Origin of the sequence: Streptomyces javensis (assembly GCF_039525925.1) — a bacterium.
Taxonomy (GTDB): domain Bacteria; phylum Actinomycetota; class Actinomycetes; order Streptomycetales; family Streptomycetaceae; genus Streptomyces; species Streptomyces asiaticus.
This window is the reverse complement of sequence record NZ_BAAAIF010000012.1, coordinates 67,642-82,664: the sequence shown is the minus strand read 5'-3', so window position 1 is coordinate 82,664 and position 15,023 is coordinate 67,642. Positions and strand designations below refer to the sequence as shown.

At 68.5% G+C, this 15,023-nt stretch carries 12 protein-coding genes; 4 read left to right on the top strand and 8 right to left on the bottom strand.

All coding sequences use genetic code 11. The features are described from left to right. Positions 1 to 213 precede the first annotated feature (213 nt). Together ABD329_RS13920 and ABD329_RS13915 are read left to right on the top strand one after the other, a co-directional pair. Entirely contained in the window at positions 214 to 948 is a 735-nt protein-coding gene (locus tag ABD329_RS13920) for a peptidoglycan-binding protein (RefSeq protein ID WP_309142697.1), read from the top strand. A gap of 32 nt (positions 949 to 980) precedes the next feature. After that, entirely contained in the window at positions 981 to 1,883 is a 903-nt protein-coding gene (locus ABD329_RS13915; protein ID WP_198276706.1) for a helix-turn-helix domain-containing protein, read from the top strand. On the opposite strand, the gene ABD329_RS13910 is transcribed toward ABD329_RS13915, so the two are convergent. Continuing rightward, entirely contained in the window at positions 1,838 to 2,797 is a 960-nt protein-coding gene (locus ABD329_RS13910; protein WP_198276707.1) for a helix-turn-helix domain-containing protein, read from the bottom strand. The genes ABD329_RS13915 and ABD329_RS13910 overlap by 46 nt on opposite strands. A 220-nt stretch (positions 2,798 to 3,017) precedes the next feature. On the opposite strand from ABD329_RS13910, the gene ABD329_RS13905 reads away from it, so the two are divergent. Then, positions 3,018 to 3,830 carry a helix-turn-helix domain-containing protein gene (locus tag ABD329_RS13905; RefSeq protein WP_198276708.1) on the top strand — a complete coding sequence of 271 codons (813 nt, stop codon included), beginning with the start codon at positions 3,018 to 3,020 and terminating at the stop codon, positions 3,828 to 3,830. Between the two features lie 25 nt (positions 3,831 to 3,855). Here the strand turns inward: ABD329_RS13905 and ABD329_RS13900 are convergent, their stop codons facing one another. The 5 genes from ABD329_RS13900 to ABD329_RS13880 all read right to left on the bottom strand — a co-directional run bounded on the left by ABD329_RS13900 (position 3,856) and on the right by ABD329_RS13880 (position 12,113). Next, positions 3,856 to 5,526 carry a serine/threonine-protein kinase gene (locus ABD329_RS13900; protein ID WP_198276709.1) on the bottom strand — a complete coding sequence of 557 codons (1,671 nt, stop codon included), beginning with the start codon at positions 5,524 to 5,526 and terminating at the stop codon, positions 3,856 to 3,858. A gap of 36 nt (positions 5,527 to 5,562) precedes the next feature. Beyond that, positions 5,563 to 5,841 carry a hypothetical protein gene (locus ABD329_RS13895; RefSeq protein WP_198276710.1) on the bottom strand — a complete coding sequence of 93 codons (279 nt, stop codon included), beginning with the start codon at positions 5,839 to 5,841 and terminating at the stop codon, positions 5,563 to 5,565. 65 nt (positions 5,842 to 5,906) lie between these two features. Then, on the bottom strand, positions 5,907 to 7,487 hold the full coding sequence (locus ABD329_RS13890; protein WP_198276711.1) for a hypothetical protein: 1,581 nt from the start codon (positions 7,485 to 7,487) through the stop codon (positions 5,907 to 5,909). 12 nt (positions 7,488 to 7,499) lie between these two features. Next, positions 7,500 to 7,775, bottom strand: a complete 276-nt coding sequence (locus ABD329_RS13885) for a hypothetical protein (protein WP_198276712.1) — start codon at positions 7,773 to 7,775, stop codon at positions 7,500 to 7,502. A 99-nt stretch (positions 7,776 to 7,874) separates the two neighbouring features. Next, positions 7,875 to 12,113, bottom strand: a complete 4,239-nt coding sequence (locus ABD329_RS13880; protein ID WP_198276713.1) for a type VII secretion EssC family protein — start codon at positions 12,111 to 12,113, stop codon at positions 7,875 to 7,877. A 297-nt stretch (positions 12,114 to 12,410) separates the two neighbouring features. Between ABD329_RS13880 and ABD329_RS13875 the strand changes: the two genes are divergently transcribed. Further along, positions 12,411 to 12,809 (top strand): peptidase inhibitor family I36 protein, encoded by a 399-nt coding sequence (locus ABD329_RS13875; RefSeq protein ID WP_198276714.1) that lies wholly within the window; start codon positions 12,411 to 12,413, stop codon positions 12,807 to 12,809. Positions 12,810 to 12,935: 126 nt separating this feature from the next. On the opposite strand, the gene ABD329_RS13870 is transcribed toward ABD329_RS13875, so the two are convergent. Both ABD329_RS13870 and ABD329_RS13865 read right to left on the bottom strand, forming a co-directional pair. Then, a complete protein-coding gene (locus tag ABD329_RS13870) occupies positions 12,936 to 13,991 on the bottom strand; it encodes a right-handed parallel beta-helix repeat-containing protein (protein ID WP_198276715.1) in 1,056 nt (351 codons plus the stop codon). Positions 13,992 to 14,158: 167 nt separating this feature from the next. After that, on the bottom strand, positions 14,159 to 14,944 hold the full coding sequence (locus ABD329_RS13865) for an MBL fold metallo-hydrolase (RefSeq protein ID WP_344316397.1): 786 nt from the start codon (positions 14,942 to 14,944) through the stop codon (positions 14,159 to 14,161). Positions 14,945 to 15,023 lie beyond the last annotated feature (79 nt).

Genomic DNA, 15,023 nt, shown 5'->3' with positions numbered 1-15,023 from the left:
TGTCCCGGGACCTCCCGGTGGGTCACCTGTGATCTCGTCGTGGTCCTGACGTGGTCCTGACGTGGTCCTGGGAAACCCCGTGTCCACTCACGCGATGTCCGGATCTGGCGCCTGGAAGCGGGACAGCGGCGGCGAAAGCGCTCCACGATCAGCCGGATGGGAGGAGACTCTGGGCGGGCTGCGGAGGGGGAACGTAGTGAGAGGGGGAGCGTAGTGAGATGGCGAGCACTGCCCCCGTCACTCGACTCGAACGGGCGGCGGTTCGTGGGACAGCTGCGGCTGTTGAAGGACCGCAGCGGCCTCAGCTTGGTTTCCCTCCAGGCGAAGACTCCCTTCAGCGGTTCCTCATGGGAGCGCTACCTCAATGGCAAAGTCCTGCCTCCCGAGGCGGCCGTCGAAGCCATGGCCAGGATCGCCGGCGAGGATGCCGCACCTTTGCTCGAGTTGCGGGACGCCGCCGAAAGGACCTGGAACACCGCCTCGGACGCCGACTCCACGGCCGGAAGCGATCCGGCGCGAGGTGCGCCGGAAGCCGAGGTGCCACGGATACGGGGCGTGGCGCTGTCCGTGGCAGCGGGTACGCTCCTGCTTTCCGCGGTGGTTTCCGTACTGCTGGTCATGGACGCCCGGCATCCGAGGGCCGGGGGCAGACAAGGGGCCGCTGCCCGGGTCGGGAAGTACACCTGCAAGTACACCCGGCGTGACGACCTGGTATTCGCCGGGAACAGCACGACCACGTCCCATCGGGTCATGCTCAACAGCACGGGCCCCGACGCGGCCGAGGTGCAGTGTCTCCTCCTGCGCCACAAGCTGCCCCCGGGGGATATCGACGGATACTTCGGATCGCATACGGAAGCGCAGGTCAAGCGGCTGCAACGGCAGGACCACGTCCCCGCCGACGGCGTCGTGGGGGAGCAGACGTGGGCGCTGCTGCGCCATGTGGAGTGAACGTCCGGTCGTGACAAGGAAGGGCTCGGCGCGTGGAGAACTCGCGGAGGACGTCCCGCTGGCGCGAACTGCCCCTGACCCTGCCCGCGGAATGCGCGGGGTTGGTCACCGATCTGCGGGAGCTGAAGGCCCGTAGCGGCCTGAACCTGGCCGAGTTGGCGGAGGCGACGGCCATCAGCAAGTCGTCCTGGGAGCGGTATCTCAACGGGAAGCAGTTCCCGCCACGCCACGCCGTCGCGGCCTTGTGCCAGGTGGTGGGGGAGACCGACGCCGGGATCCTGGCCCGGTGGGCCCTGGCGGACGCGGCCTGGAGCTGTCGCGAGCACGGCATCGCGGCCGACCGCGTCCGCTCGTCCCCCACCACTGAGCATGCCGCCGCGGTCGGGCCCCACGACCCGGCCCCGCCTCGGCACCCTGGTCCGTTGCACCGAGCGCTCCTGGCCGCCTCGGTCTTCATCACCAGACGGCCTCGAACCGCCACGGCCGGAGTCGTGCTCGCCTGCGCGGCAATGATCACGCCGGCCGCCATCTACCACATGGCGCACGGTGCCACCCGTGCGTCACGCGCCCGCCCACCCGTCTGCCGACTGGGGTCCTGCGAAGGCCGCAACCCTCGTACCACGGCCTGCGAGGACCCCGTCACCGTGGCGTCGCACACGGCCGATGACGGCACCCGTCTGGAAATACGCCTTAGCCCGAGCTGCCGGGCGGGCTGGATCCGTACCCGGCCCACGCACAAGGGCTTCCGCATCGAGATCACCGGACCGGGGGGACACCGCCAGAGCGCCGTGGTGACCACCTTGCCGTCGGACCAGGGCCCGGTCACCACCGCCATGATCTCCGCGGCTCATCCCGCACGTCTCCGTGCCTGCTACTACCCGTCCGCTCGTCAACCCGGCAGGGAATGCTTCGACGGCGCCGATGCCCCGGCGTGAGGGGGCACGGCGGCATGGGCCACCACCGTGGCCCGGGGCCGGGGCCCCTGGATCCGCCCCTTGCGGTACTCGCCGGGAGAGATCCCATAGGTCTTCTTGAAGACCCTGCCGAATACCGCGTCATCCTGAAATCCCCAGCGGGCGCGGATCTCCCCGACCGTCCGGCCCGCATGGGACGCGTCCGCCAGATCGGCGCGGCAGCGTTCCAATCGCTCTTGGCGGATGAACCCACGGACCGTTCGCTGATCCTGCTGGAAGAGATGTTGAAGGTAGCGCAGGGAGATGTGATGCTCGGCGGCGATCAGCGCGGGGGACAGGTGGGGCTGGTCCAAATTCTGAATGACGAACCTCTCGATCTCCTTGATGAGTTCGGTCTTCGGCGAGGAGGAAATCACCTCCCGCCGCTCCACCATGCTGGTGAGAAACATGGCCGAGAGGTCTATGACGGCTGATCCGAGGCGCCCGACCGGCGCCGATTCCAGCATCGCGCACTGGTCGGCGACTCCCTCCAGGAACCGGGCCAGAACCACCCCGGGCCCGTTCCTCAGCGGCACCGGCCCCCGCGTCAGATTGCGCGACGCACACGCCGGAATGGGGACGGCGCTGCGGGGCAATTGCACCACCACCGCCTGTTCCGGCTCATCCCGGCCGAGCAGCGATATGTCGAGTGGCTGTGTCTCCTCCCGCAGGACAAAAGCGGTGGCTCCCTGATGAGTTCGGTCTCGTGCCGGGAACGGCGATGGCTCCTGATGGAACGAGAGCACGATGAGCCAGCTACCCGGGTTGGGCTGGAGGAACGTACGGTATTCCCCTTCCCGGACCGGCGCGAGGTGCTTCACCACCGAAATACGCACCTGGCCAAGGTCCAGCACCCTTATGCCGCGGGAATCCACACAGGTGTCGTACGTCTTCACTACCTAAGTGCCTTTCGTGCAACCGAGGGACTGCGAACTTCCCCGGGACAGCGAGTCCGCTCACCACGTGGGCTCGCGTTCGCCCCCGTGCGAAGCGCTTCGCTCTACACTCTTGACACCTCGGTCCGGCCCAGGAAGGGATCAGGCGTCCCATGGGACATCCTGAGACGCCATACGGTCCGGGGCTCACCACAAGACGGGACATACGGGGGGAAACAGCATGGGGGCGGCGAGCGCCGACGCACCGAAGGGGTTACCTCATGAAGGCACTCTCGCTCTGGCTTCCCCGGCCGGACGGCAGCTGGCGGCCGAGCTGCGGCGCGTCAAACAGACGTCGGGGCTGAGCTTCGCCCGGCTGGAAAGCCGGACCCACTACAGCAAGGCGTCGCTCGAGCGTTACGTCAACGGCAAGCTGTTTCCCGGGCGCGACGCGGTCGAGGACATCGCGCAGGCGTGCGGCGCCGACCCCGGGCCGCTGCTGGAATTCTGGGACGAGGCTCTGAACGTTGCTCTGAAAGCGGCAATGGAGGCGCGGGAAGCCACTCCGCCTCCGGCTCCGGAGACCGCGACGGATGCGGAGTCACCGATACCCGCCGATGAATCAACTCATCGACCGCACGGCCCGTTCCGCAACCGGCGAAACCTGGTTCTGCTCGCCGGACTGGGAATGGTCATCGCGTTATCCGCGGTCGTCCTGGTCTTCCCATGGTCCGGCCGGACGGCCGCTCCCAAACCCCCGACGTCCGGATGCCGCGACTACTACGTGGACATCCATGCGTACACGACGGGGAAAGTCTGCTGGAAATCGGCCAGTGCCACGGTGAACGGGTACGTGGAGAACCCGGACAGCGCGGGGAAAGCCACGGCCCAGCTCTGCGTCTCCAATCACCCGGATGTCTGCTCGCAGATCATCGATCTCGCCTCCGCGGCGCCGGGCAAGGGCGCGCGCTACCACCGGACGGTCCACCTGGCCGCCGGTCACGGTGTGTGGGTCCGTGCCTGCGCGAAGGGCCTCTGTACGCAATGGGATTAGCGACACACACGAGCGACTCACCTCCTCAGGCTCCCCGAAGGGCGGGCCAGGTGTCCTCACCCACGATGCCGTCGACACCCAGATGGTAATCCTGCTGGAATTGTCTGACCGCCAGCCGCGTGTCATCCCCGAAATCCCCGTCGACGCCGTACGGGCCGATGTTGTATCCGCGAGCCCTCAAAATGCATTGCACCTCACGAACGCGCTCTCCCTTGTCGCCGTACTTCGTGAGGGCGGTCCCCGAGTAGTAGTGGCACGAGGTCCACGGTCGTGTCTTCGAGGACTTGCCCGAGGGCTTCGGCGTGATGGTGATGACCTTGGTCGGCTGGGGCTTCGGCTCACTGGCCGCGTGGGTGGGGTCCGTATCCCCTCCGCCGCCACTCGGCGGATTCGCGGCAGGAGGCGCCTGAGGCGGCGGAGCCGATGTGCTCGGCGTGGGGTGCTTCTTGGGTCGGTGCGTCGGGGTAGGGGTGTGCGAGACGGTGGGCGACGCCGCGCGGACTGTGGCCTTCGAGTGCGCCTCCTGCGCCCCCTTATGTCCCGGGACGACGAAGGCGACCACGACCGCGACCACCGCCACGACCATCGCGACCGCTCCCAGGACCATCGCCCGCCGACCCTTCCGGCGACCGGCCTCCTTGACCGTACGCTGGGGAGCCCCACGCCGAAGCACTGTCAACTGGTCCATGGGCGACACAGCGGCCGACCGGCCACACCATCCCGCGCGCGACGCGATCAACTCCGCGACCGGATCCGGCCATTCTTCGGCCGGGTCGTGCTCGCGAGCCACCTCGGCCACCCGCTCCGGGGCAGGCCGGGCGTCAGGGTCCTTGTCGAGGCAGCGGCGTATGAGCCCGGCGAGCTCCGGAGCGCTCTCCGCCACCCGGTCGACGACCTCCGTACTCGGCGGTTCGTAGATCACCCGATGGATGACGCCCCCGGTCGAACCTTCGCCGAACGGCGCCTGACCGGTTGCCGTGAGTGCCAGGACCGAGCCGAGTGAGAAGACGTCCGACGCGGCGTCCACGTCCCGGCCGCCCGCCTGCTCGGGTGACATATACGCCGGGGTGCCGACGTGTTGGCCGGTCGTGGTGAGCGCACTGGCGTCGGCGGTGTGGACCACCCCGAAGTCGATGACCCGCGCCCCGTCCGCGCCTAACAGGACATTGGACGGCTTCAGATCGCGGTGAACGATACCGGCGGCGGCGATGGTGGCGAGCGCCTGCCCGATCTCGGCCGCCAGCCGCCACACGACCGGCGCGGGCAGTGGGCCGTGGCGGCGCACCGCCTCGTCCAGGCTGAGGCCCGGAACGTACGCGGTCGCCATCCACAGATGCTCGTCCTCGTCGAACCCCGACCCGAGCAACTCGGCGGTGTACCGTCCGTGGACCCGCCGCACGGCCTCGACCTCGCGATCGAACCGGCGGCGGAACCGGGCGTCCTCCGCGTACTCCGGCCGGATCACCTTGACGGCCACCAGGTCCCGGGCCGTGTACGCGGCCGACTGGGACTCGTCCGCGGCCACGGCCCGACCGAGGAACAGCCGCCCCATCCCCCCACCACCCAGCCGGGCCAGCACCCGGTAGGGCCCGATCGTCACCGGGTCACTCCGGCGCAACGGCTGGGCACCGAGCCGTTCGAGATCGGCGGCGGTCAGCTCTCCGGTCCAGGGGTGGGCCGGGTCGGTCTCAGGCATGTGGAATTCCCCGTGATGTCCTCGGACTTCGCCCGCTCACGCACCGCCGGCGTGCGAGATGTTGGTGAGGATCTTCTGCACCTGCTGCTGAAGCTGTTCCAGCGACCCCTTCATCCTGTCCAGGTCCCCCTTGGCCTGCGGCCACACCTCACCCCGGAACTTCTGTGCCAGCGGTCCGTCCCAGTGGTTGGGGTCGCTCAGCTGGGTGCCGTGGTTGTTCAGCTGCTGAATAAGGCTGGGCAGCTGGTTGTTGATGAGGCTCAGCATCTTGTTGGCCTCTGTGTGCGCGAAGTCGGTGGACTTTACGGTTGTCATGTTTATCTCATTCCCGGGTTTAGATGCGTGTTACTTGCTTACCTGGTCGAGCCGCACACCGCCGTCTATTCGTACGGCGGCACGTAGTCTGGTTGCGTGACGGCCCTCGATTGCCCGTCCAACTCCTGGGACGAGAAGAAGCTGGCCAGCTCACTGATCCTGACCTTGTCCTTCCCGACCTCGTAGTCGTCGTAGCGGAGCATATTTTCCAATGTTTTCGCGTTCTTCTCCTTGTCGCCGCCGAACGTGACCAAATTGCCGTGGCGGTCGCGGACTTGGCGCCGCGCAACCAGTATGCTGAGAGTCCGAGAGAAGGCAGCGTTGGCGAATTGCTTGTTCAACTCGTACGTATCGGGTTGCTTTCCGTCCGGCCACGCCTTGTCGACCAACGTGGTGATAGGGTCGATTGAGGAGTAGACGCTCTGCAAGGCGCCTACGGCTGCGGTGAATGCGATCCCTTCGGGCCCCAGCAGGCTGGTGGGCATGAAAAAGACGTTCACATATCCACCCTGCATCATGCTCTTGACCAGTTTGTTGTCCGGGTCCGCCTCGTGCATGGCCCTCAGGAACAGCCCGACATCCTGGCCTACTTCTGTCCCCGTGACCCCTTCCCACGACTCCAGCGCTTTGTCGCTGAAATCATTGGGCTCACTGATTCCTTGCAGGACTCCACGATTGTAGAAGTCGCTCACAGAGCTGCCGAGCTTCTTCCACTCGCTGTAGTCAAGCTTCGGCACTCCCTCACCGAACAGCCCGATCGACACCTTGTGCATCAGGACCTGGGCGTCTCGCGGCGAGTTCTCCCCGCCCATTCCCACAGTGAGGATCTTCATCACCTTGGCGCTGTATTGGCGGTCACCGTAGAACATCTCACGAACCTGGCGGGCGGTCAGTGACTTCGAAAAATGGTAGGAGGCCGATGGGTTGGCGGCGAAGGCATCGAGCAGCTGTGCCTTCTGCTCGTTGCTGATGTGGTGCCACGGGACGGTGCCGCCCTGAGGGCCGCCGATGCCTGCGGGCGCCCCGATCCGCATCGCGACCAACCTGGTGGTCTGCGGACTTACGGCACCGCTGGAATAGGCACTGACCAATGCCGGGATACCGCCGAGTGCCAGGGCGGTGTCGAGGTGCGGCGCGTCCAGGCTGTTGTAGAAACCAGCGCAGAAGTAAGGATCTTTGACGTGCCTCGCAAGCTCTTGAAGGATCGGCTTGGCCGCGTTGGGACCCGCGCCGAGACGGTTCTTTTCGCTGGGCGGTTGCAGCGCCATGAGTTTCTTGGCGAGCTCCGCACCGGCCAGCATCTTGGCCTGGTTCTCCTGCTGCAACTGGTTAAACGCTGAGTTGACGTCCGAATCTCTGGCCCAGACCATCTGATGAGGACCGAGCGCGCCCCCGTGCTGGGTCTGCTGGAACGCCCGGGCGACGGTGTCGACATCCCGGTCGGTGTAGTACGCCTTGGAAATTGCCGCCGCGACGAGAGAATCGATGTCCAGGTTGGCGAAGCCCTTGCATCCGCTGGTGTTCGTGTACGCCTGAAGTGCTGGGGTCAGTACGCCCCTGACCCAGTTCTGGAAGTCCTGGGCGCCCCAAGTGCACGCCGCAGAGTATTTCTTGAGGTTTTCAGGGACTGCGGAGACGTTCGTCATGCCACCCTTGCCTCACTCGTGTTCCCTTCTGTCCTGCTCGCGGGCGTTTGCCACAGATGTGCGCAGCGAAAGGGCAACTTGCTTGAGCCCTCTCAGCTCCTTCTGCTGAGCGTGGAATTCCCTCTGGAATGTGTGCCGACGCGTGCCCTGCCAGTTGTGGCTTTCACGGTCGCCCAGAAGCGCATTGCACTGGTCGGAGCGGAACCGCGCCAACCCTTCGAGTTTGTCGATGAGCACCGTCAGTTGCCGTTCCAGCCAGTCGGCTGCGGCGTCTTGATTGAGTGCCACCGCTACCTCCAAGTTGGTTTCTTATGAATCTTCCTTCATCAAGCTCTCGGCGTCATTGACTCCGAGCGCAATGTCGTTGTCTGTCTGTGCAAGGGGCCGCTACCCCGTTGACCGCGCCAACTGCACCCCTCCCGCCACTCCGTCCACCACCAGGTACCCCCGCCCCGGCAGCGGGGCCATGCGGTCGTGGCGGGGGAGGGACGCGCCGAGGAGGTCGCCGTCGAGGTCGTGGTCGGGGGCGAGGAGGACGCCGCAGCGGCTGTCGCGGGCGGGTTGTGTCCAGTGGCCGTAGAGGCGGCGCAGGCCGTCGGCGCGGCCGGCGGCGATGAGGTGGCTGCCCGAGGTGGCGGCCGCCGACAGCCACCGCTCCAGGACGCTCAATTCGTCCTCTACCGTGTCGGCGTCGTCCACCAGGAGGAGGGTGGGGCCGAAACACCCGGAGAGGGTTTCCTCCAGTTCGGCGTAGGCGGTGACCACCGCGACCTCACCACCCGGTGGGAGGTCGCGCAGTGGGGAGCGGCGCGGGGCGTACGCGACGATGGCGGGTGGCGTGTCGGCCGCCGCGACGAGAGCGGCGATACTGCACAGCGCCGTGGAGCGGCCCGAGCGCTGCGGGCCGACGATCAGGGCGTGCTCGTTGTCGTACAGCCGCAGCCACGCGCACTCCAGGGTGGCGTCGTCCAGGCCGACCGGGAGCTGCCAGGGGTCGGAGGCGACCTGGACGGGCGCCTTCAGCGCGGCCAGATCGATCTCCTTCGGCAACAGGCCGATGCGGGGCGCGCCGGCGGGCGCGTCCGGCCAGCGGGCGGCGACCCCGGCGACCGCCCCGGCCAGATCCTCGCCCGGCCAACCCAGCTGTATTTCCTGATGGTTGGCGGCGACCAGCGCCCGGCCCGGTACATACGTGGGGACCGAGCCGCGCGGAATGTCGAAGTATCCGTACTCGCCCGAGTCGGCCAGCCGCATCAGCAGCTTGGTCTGCGTCAACGCCGCCCACGCCGACGGCACCGCGCCCGACCGGTCGGCGGTGACGGCAAAGCGAATGGAGACCGCTGGGCCGTCGGCGTAGACGCGGGCCAGTTCCTCGATGAGGTTCATCCCGGCGAAGTCCTTGTCGAAGTCCGACAGCAGCGCGCCGAGGTTGTCCAGCAGCACCAGCCACTGCGGGAAGTCCCCGGGCCCGTGTGCCTTGCGCGCGTCCAACTCCCGCCGCAGCAGCTTGATCAGGCGGACCTGGCGCTCGCGCTCGGCGGCCCCGATGTGGGCGCCGGTGTGCGGGAGGTCGGAGAGCGGGGCCAGGTCGCCCGCGCCCATGTCGAGCGCGAAGATGTGCAGTCGGTCGGGGGGTGCCGCGCCGGCGACGGAGAGGGCGAGCGAGGCGAGTGCGGTGGAGGTGCCGGAGCCGCCGACACCGTAGATCAGGACGTTGCCCGCCGCGGGGTCCCAGCCGACCGCGTACTGCCGCTGCCGCTCGGGGTCGTCGGCAAGCGCCCACGCGGGCATCCCGGCGGCCTCGGTGTGCAGGCCGCGCTCGGCGACCTCGGGCAGCTCGGCCGTGGGCAGCACGGTCGGCAGCGGGTCGGGCCAGGGCCGCCGGGGCGGGGCGAACCCTGACAGCCCAGCACCTTCGCGAGCGGCCCTGACCAGCCGCCGCAGGTCCGACTCGCCGTCCTCCCCCGTAGCGACCGGCTCCCCGAGGTCCGCCCCGAGCAGGAACGGCGCCACTGTCACCGGCGCGGTCACCTCCGCCTGCGGGGTGACGCCGGTGGACAGTGCCGTCTGCACCGGCAGCACTTCGCGGGCGGAGAGCCGGTAGTAGGCGCGCCCCCACTGCCGGGTGCCGATCCCGAAGGCGGCCGGGTTGTCGATGACGTCATGGGAGGCGGCGGTGGACTCCAGGCGTAGCGCGATGCGCAGCTTGATGTTGTTCTTGATGGCGTCGCTGACCGAGCTGGCGGGATCTTGCGTGGCCAAGATCAAGTGGACGCCGAGACTGCGCCCGCGCTGCGCGATGGACACCAGCGCGTCCACGAAGTCCGGCAGCGCCTTGACCAGGGTCGCGAACTCGTCGATCACCACCGCTAGGCGAGGCATCGGCTCCAGGCCGCCGTTTCCGCTGTCGCGCATCCGCTGGTAGTCGCGGATGTGACTGAGCCCCACCTGGCGCAGCAGCCGCTCCCGGTGGTGGACCTCGGCCTCCAGACAGCGCAGCGCTCGCTCGCTGAGCTGCGCGTCCAGGTCGGTGACCAGGCCCACGTTGTGCGGAAGTTCGGCGAACTCGTCCAGCGCTCCTCCGCCCTTGTAGTCGACCATGGCGAAGGTCAGATGCTCGGGGTCGGCGTCGATGGCCATGCTCGCGATGAGGGTGCGCAGCAGCTCGCTCTTGCCCGAGCCGGTCGTACCGGCGATCAGGGCGTGCGGACCGTCGTGATCCAAGTCCACCGTGAACAGGTCGCGTTCGCTGACCCCGAGAATCGCGCTGATCCGCAGCGCCGGCAGGCGCTTCTTCCACTGGTCCCCGACAGCGGGCCCGGTGACACTCTCGAGGTCCAGCAGCGACAGCAGTGAGACCCGGTCGGGCAGCCCGGCGCCCTCCACTCTCAGCTCAGGGTCCTCGAAGCGGGCCAGCGCCCGCGCCACGGCACGCGCCTCGGCTGTCGGCATGCCGCCGAGCAGCACGTCCCGCACGACCTCGCCGGACGCCACGTCGCGTACGCTCCCGATGCCCTCGGCCGAAGCGGTGATCACGGTGGTGCACAGGGCGGGCAAGCGGCTGGTGAGGATGATGCCACCGCACTCCACGGGGCCGCCGGAGCGGCTGGCCAACAGCTCGCGCAGCTTACAGGGGCGTCCCTCGAGCAGCGTGGCGCCGTCCACGACAACCAGGAGCACCGGCCCTGGGCGGTCCTCGCCGGGCTTGCGCTCGGAAGTGGACTCCAGCAGGCTCTTCGCCAAGGTGTCGGCCTGCTCCGGACCGATGGCCACCAGCCGGGTCGTACCCGTACGCATATCCGCGCCGTGGGGCAGCCACTTGGTCCACTCCCAGTCGGCGAGCCGGTCCGGGTCGGCGAACACCGCGAGGGTCACATCGGCGGGGCCGCTGCCGACCACGGCCTGGCACAGCAGTGACCGCGCCACGGCCAGACACGCGCGCCGGTCCCCCTCGAATCCGGCCGCCTCGCCCGCCGCGATCCCGACGACCACGGGCACCTGCGGCAGGATGCTCCGCGCGCCGAGGATGGCGGTCGCCTCCGGCGCGGGCTCGGCGGTGCCGTTGTCCAGCGGCGGGGTCCAGGGCAGGTCCGCGTGGCCGACGACGGTCCGCAGGAAGTCCGGGGCGCCCGGACGCCGTTCCCACAACGCGACCCCCGGTGCCGTGGCGCGGTGGATCACCTCGGCCGGGTCGGGATGGGCGGCTCGGCGGGTACGGACCTCGGCCGCGTTCCGCGCCGCCACCTCCCGTTCGAACTCCGCGACCCGCGTGGCATGGGCACGCATGCCGCGGCGGAGCGTGAACCGGCCGCGCAGCCGCTCCTCGAAGAAGTTCCCGAGGAACATCAATGGGGTGAGAGCCGCGATGGCGGCGTACCGGAAGTCGTGGGTGAGGGCGACGATGCCCGCGGCCATCACCAGCGGACCGAGCATGCTGGAGACGCTGAACGGGGCCTTGTCGGCACGCCGGGGTGCCGTGGGGACTGCGATCCGAGGCGGATCGGCCGGCCGGCCACCCCGCGGTGCCCGGTTGAACGGCAGGGTGCCGCCGGGACCCACCTCACGGAGGGCGTTGACGCGCTGGACGGGCCCGAGACGGTCCGGCGGCAGGACGCGCAGCAGCACCTCGCCACCCAGCGAGATCAGGTCCTCCGGCTGGACCCGCACCGTCTTGGAGATCCGCTCGCCGCCCACGTCGGTGCCGTTGGCGGATCCCAGGTCGGTGATGTGCGCCTGTCCATCGGCCGAGATCTCCAGCGCGGCGTGCATCCGGGACACCCCCGTGGCCACGACACGCACATCCGCCTCGGCACCTCGGCCGATGACCGTTCTGCCCACCTTCAGTGGAAAGGCGCGCCCGGCCTCGAGCCCGCCGACCACCCGCAGCACGGCGGCCGCGGTGCGCGGCCCGCCGACGGAGCCCCAGCCCGCGCGGGCCACCCGCGACCCCTGGGCGAGACCGGACTCGCTCAGCTCCGTCTCCGGCGGTGCCGTCCGTCCGTCGATGACCAGTCCGGTCGCGGGTACGTCCAAAGCGGCGGCCAAGTCGGCCAGCGTGGCGTTCGGCCGACCGACCCGCAGCTCCATCTCCCGTTCGGATTCGCCATCGGCGTAGATGATCCGCACGGCACCGTCCCTCCATAGTGGCTGTGGTCGCGAGGGGCGTGTCGAGTCTGCGGCCCACTGCTCAGGGAGTCATTGGCAGCGCGCGCAGAGTCTTTGACCTCCGACGCAATCTCTTGCCGCTGTTGTGCGGTCGTCCCGGCGGCGTGCCTGTAGGACGACGTCCCAGCAGGCCAGCGGTTGGGACGTCCCGGGAAATCCTCAATCCGCCACGGTCCCTGCCGGACTCGTCGGATTGGCCCGCAGACTCGTCAGCGCGTTGTCGGAACGGGACAACGCATCCCAAGAAAAGGGGGATCCATGCGCCCTGTCAGGCATGCCACCTTCGCCGTGGCAGCTGCTTTCACCCTGGCTGTGTCAGCCGCGTTCACCCTGGTCGTGCCGGGAGCCGCCAATGCCGCTCCCAGCGCCTGGGGCGACGACTGTCCGTCCTCATACTTCTGTGTCTGGGACGGCTACAGCGGGGCCGGCCATATCTGCAAGTGGCAGGACGATTCCTTCAATTGGTACGAGGAATGTTCGTGGGCCGACAGCGCACATCCGAAGTCGGTCTACAACCACGGCACTTCGGGGCTGGGCGTGCGTCTTTACCGGTACCCGGGCATGGAGAGCGAGATCGGAGACTGCGTCACCAAGGGCAAGAAGGTCAATCTCGCGGGCAACTATTTCATCGGGTCACATGAGTGGAACTGCTACTAAAATACGCGGATAACGCGAGCCGGACGTCGCCGAGCCTCGTATCCCTCGGCGACGTCCAGGCCCGGTGAGTGGGGCCCCGCCCTGCTTGGGCATCGTGGTGGGCTCTTGGTCATTGTGGTGGGCGGCTCACTCGGGGTCTTTGATGTCGTCGTCGGACTGGAGCCCTTGAGCGGAGGGCGGGTCAATGGCGGCGGTGGGGTTGGTGCAGCCGGGGACGCTGCCTTCGGGAGCGCAGTTGTCCGGCTCGTTGTCGATGACCTTGGTGTTGGTGAGCGTCACCTGACCCGCCTGGTTGTCGATGCCGCCGCCGGCGGTGATCGCGGTGTTGTGTGTGACCAGGCTGTCGACCAGTGTGGCCGTGGCGTTGCCGAAGGTGGTGGAGAGGTTCGAGAGGCCCGCGCCCCTCACGGCGATGTTGTCCTTGAGGGTGGTCGACTTCAGGTTCAGGGTGGAGCCGTTCACGTTGCGGATCCCCCCGCCCTCGATGGCGGTGTTGCCCCCGACCGAGACGGACTCCAGGGACGCGGTGCCCACTTGGTTCTCAAAACCGCCACCATTGCTGGTCACCGCGCGGTTCTTGAGCAGGGACCCCTTCTTCATCGTCGCTGTGCCGTCACCGGTGTTGAGGACACCGCCGCCGAAGCTGGCCGCGGTGTTGCGCTCGACGGCGGTGCGGTCGAGGTTGAGCTGCCCACCGTTGTTGGAGACGCCGCCACCGGTGACCGCGGAGTTGTCCTTGAAGGCCGTGTTGGTGAGGTTCAGCGTGCCCTGCTCGTTGAGGGCTCCGCCGCCAGAGTCGCCGCTGAGGCCGCCGCTGACGGTGAGCGACTTCAGGGTGAGGGTGCCCCCGGATACGACGTGGAAGATGCGGAAGCTTTCCGTGGCGTTCGGATCGCGTCGGATGGTGGAGCCGTTGCCGGAGATGGTGACGTCTCCGGTGATCTCCGGGAGTCCGTCGTCGGGGTTGTCCGGTGTGGTGAGTGTGTAGGTGCAGCGGGGCGCGAGGGTGATGCGACCGCCGTTGGTGTTGGCCTGGTTGATCGCGTCCACCAGGCCGGGGATGTCGTTGCATCCCACGTGGATGTCTTCGGCGGCACTGGCCGACCCGGTCGGCAGGACCGCGAGGGAGAGCCCGGTGCCGACCGCGGCGGTCATGGCGCCGGACCGCGAAATGAACCTCATCGCTTACGCCTTCCTCAGCGCTGGAGTGAAGCGGCGCATCACCGGCACCCAGCGGTCATGCTGGTCGACCGGGATGGCAAGATGACGTTCTCTTTCTAACGACAGGTGATCGGTCCCTCACCCGGTGTGCCGCCAAACGGGTCCGAACGGGTCCAGTCCTTGGCGGTTCAGGCCCCTCGGCCCCAGTCCAGCCGGTCGGCCAGGCCGACGGCCGTGAAGGCGGCTTCCAACTCGTCGTGGCCCTCGGTGAAGTGCGCCCAGCTGTCGTAGTGGACCGGAACGACGCGGCGGGCGTCGAGGATCCGGGTGGCCTCGGCGGCCTGGGCGCTGTCCAGGACGATCAGCGCGCCGTCGAAGAGGATGGGGAAGCGGGGGGCTCCGGCGAAGAGGATGGCGGTGTCCACCGGGGCGAAGCGCTCGGCGATCCGCTCGACCGCGCCGAGCGAGGCGTTGTCGCCGCTGATGTAGACCGTGGGCAGGTCCTCCCCGGTGAGGATGAAGCCGACGACCTGACCGGTGACCGGTTCGACCTCCGCGTGCGTCCCGGGCCCATGGATGGCGGGCACGCCGGTCACGGTCACGGTGCCGCCGTCGGGGCGGTTCAGCTCGATGGACTCCCAGTCGGCCAGCCCCTTGGCCCTCTCCCCGAGGCGGTGTCCGCCGCCGGGGGTGGTGAGGGTGAGCGGGACGTCAGCGAGCAGGGCCCGGCCGGAGGTGTCGAGGTTGTCGGGGTGTTCGTCGTGCGAGAGCAGGACCACGTCGATGGGGCCGAGGTCGGCGGGGGTCGCGGCGGCGGGGGCGGTCTTGGTCAGGCCGCGGCCGGGCGGCCCGTAGTCGCCGGGGCCGTCGAAGGTCGGGTCGGTCAGGAACCGCAGGCCGCCGTACTCGAAAAGGGCCGTCGGGCCGCCGAGGGCCCGGACCGGGAACTGGTCGGTCGCGTGGAGAGCGGTCACGAGAAACAACACCTCACGGATGGATTCGATTGAACCGTGAGGTGACTGTAGGCACTTCTCACGGATACATGCAAGCCTT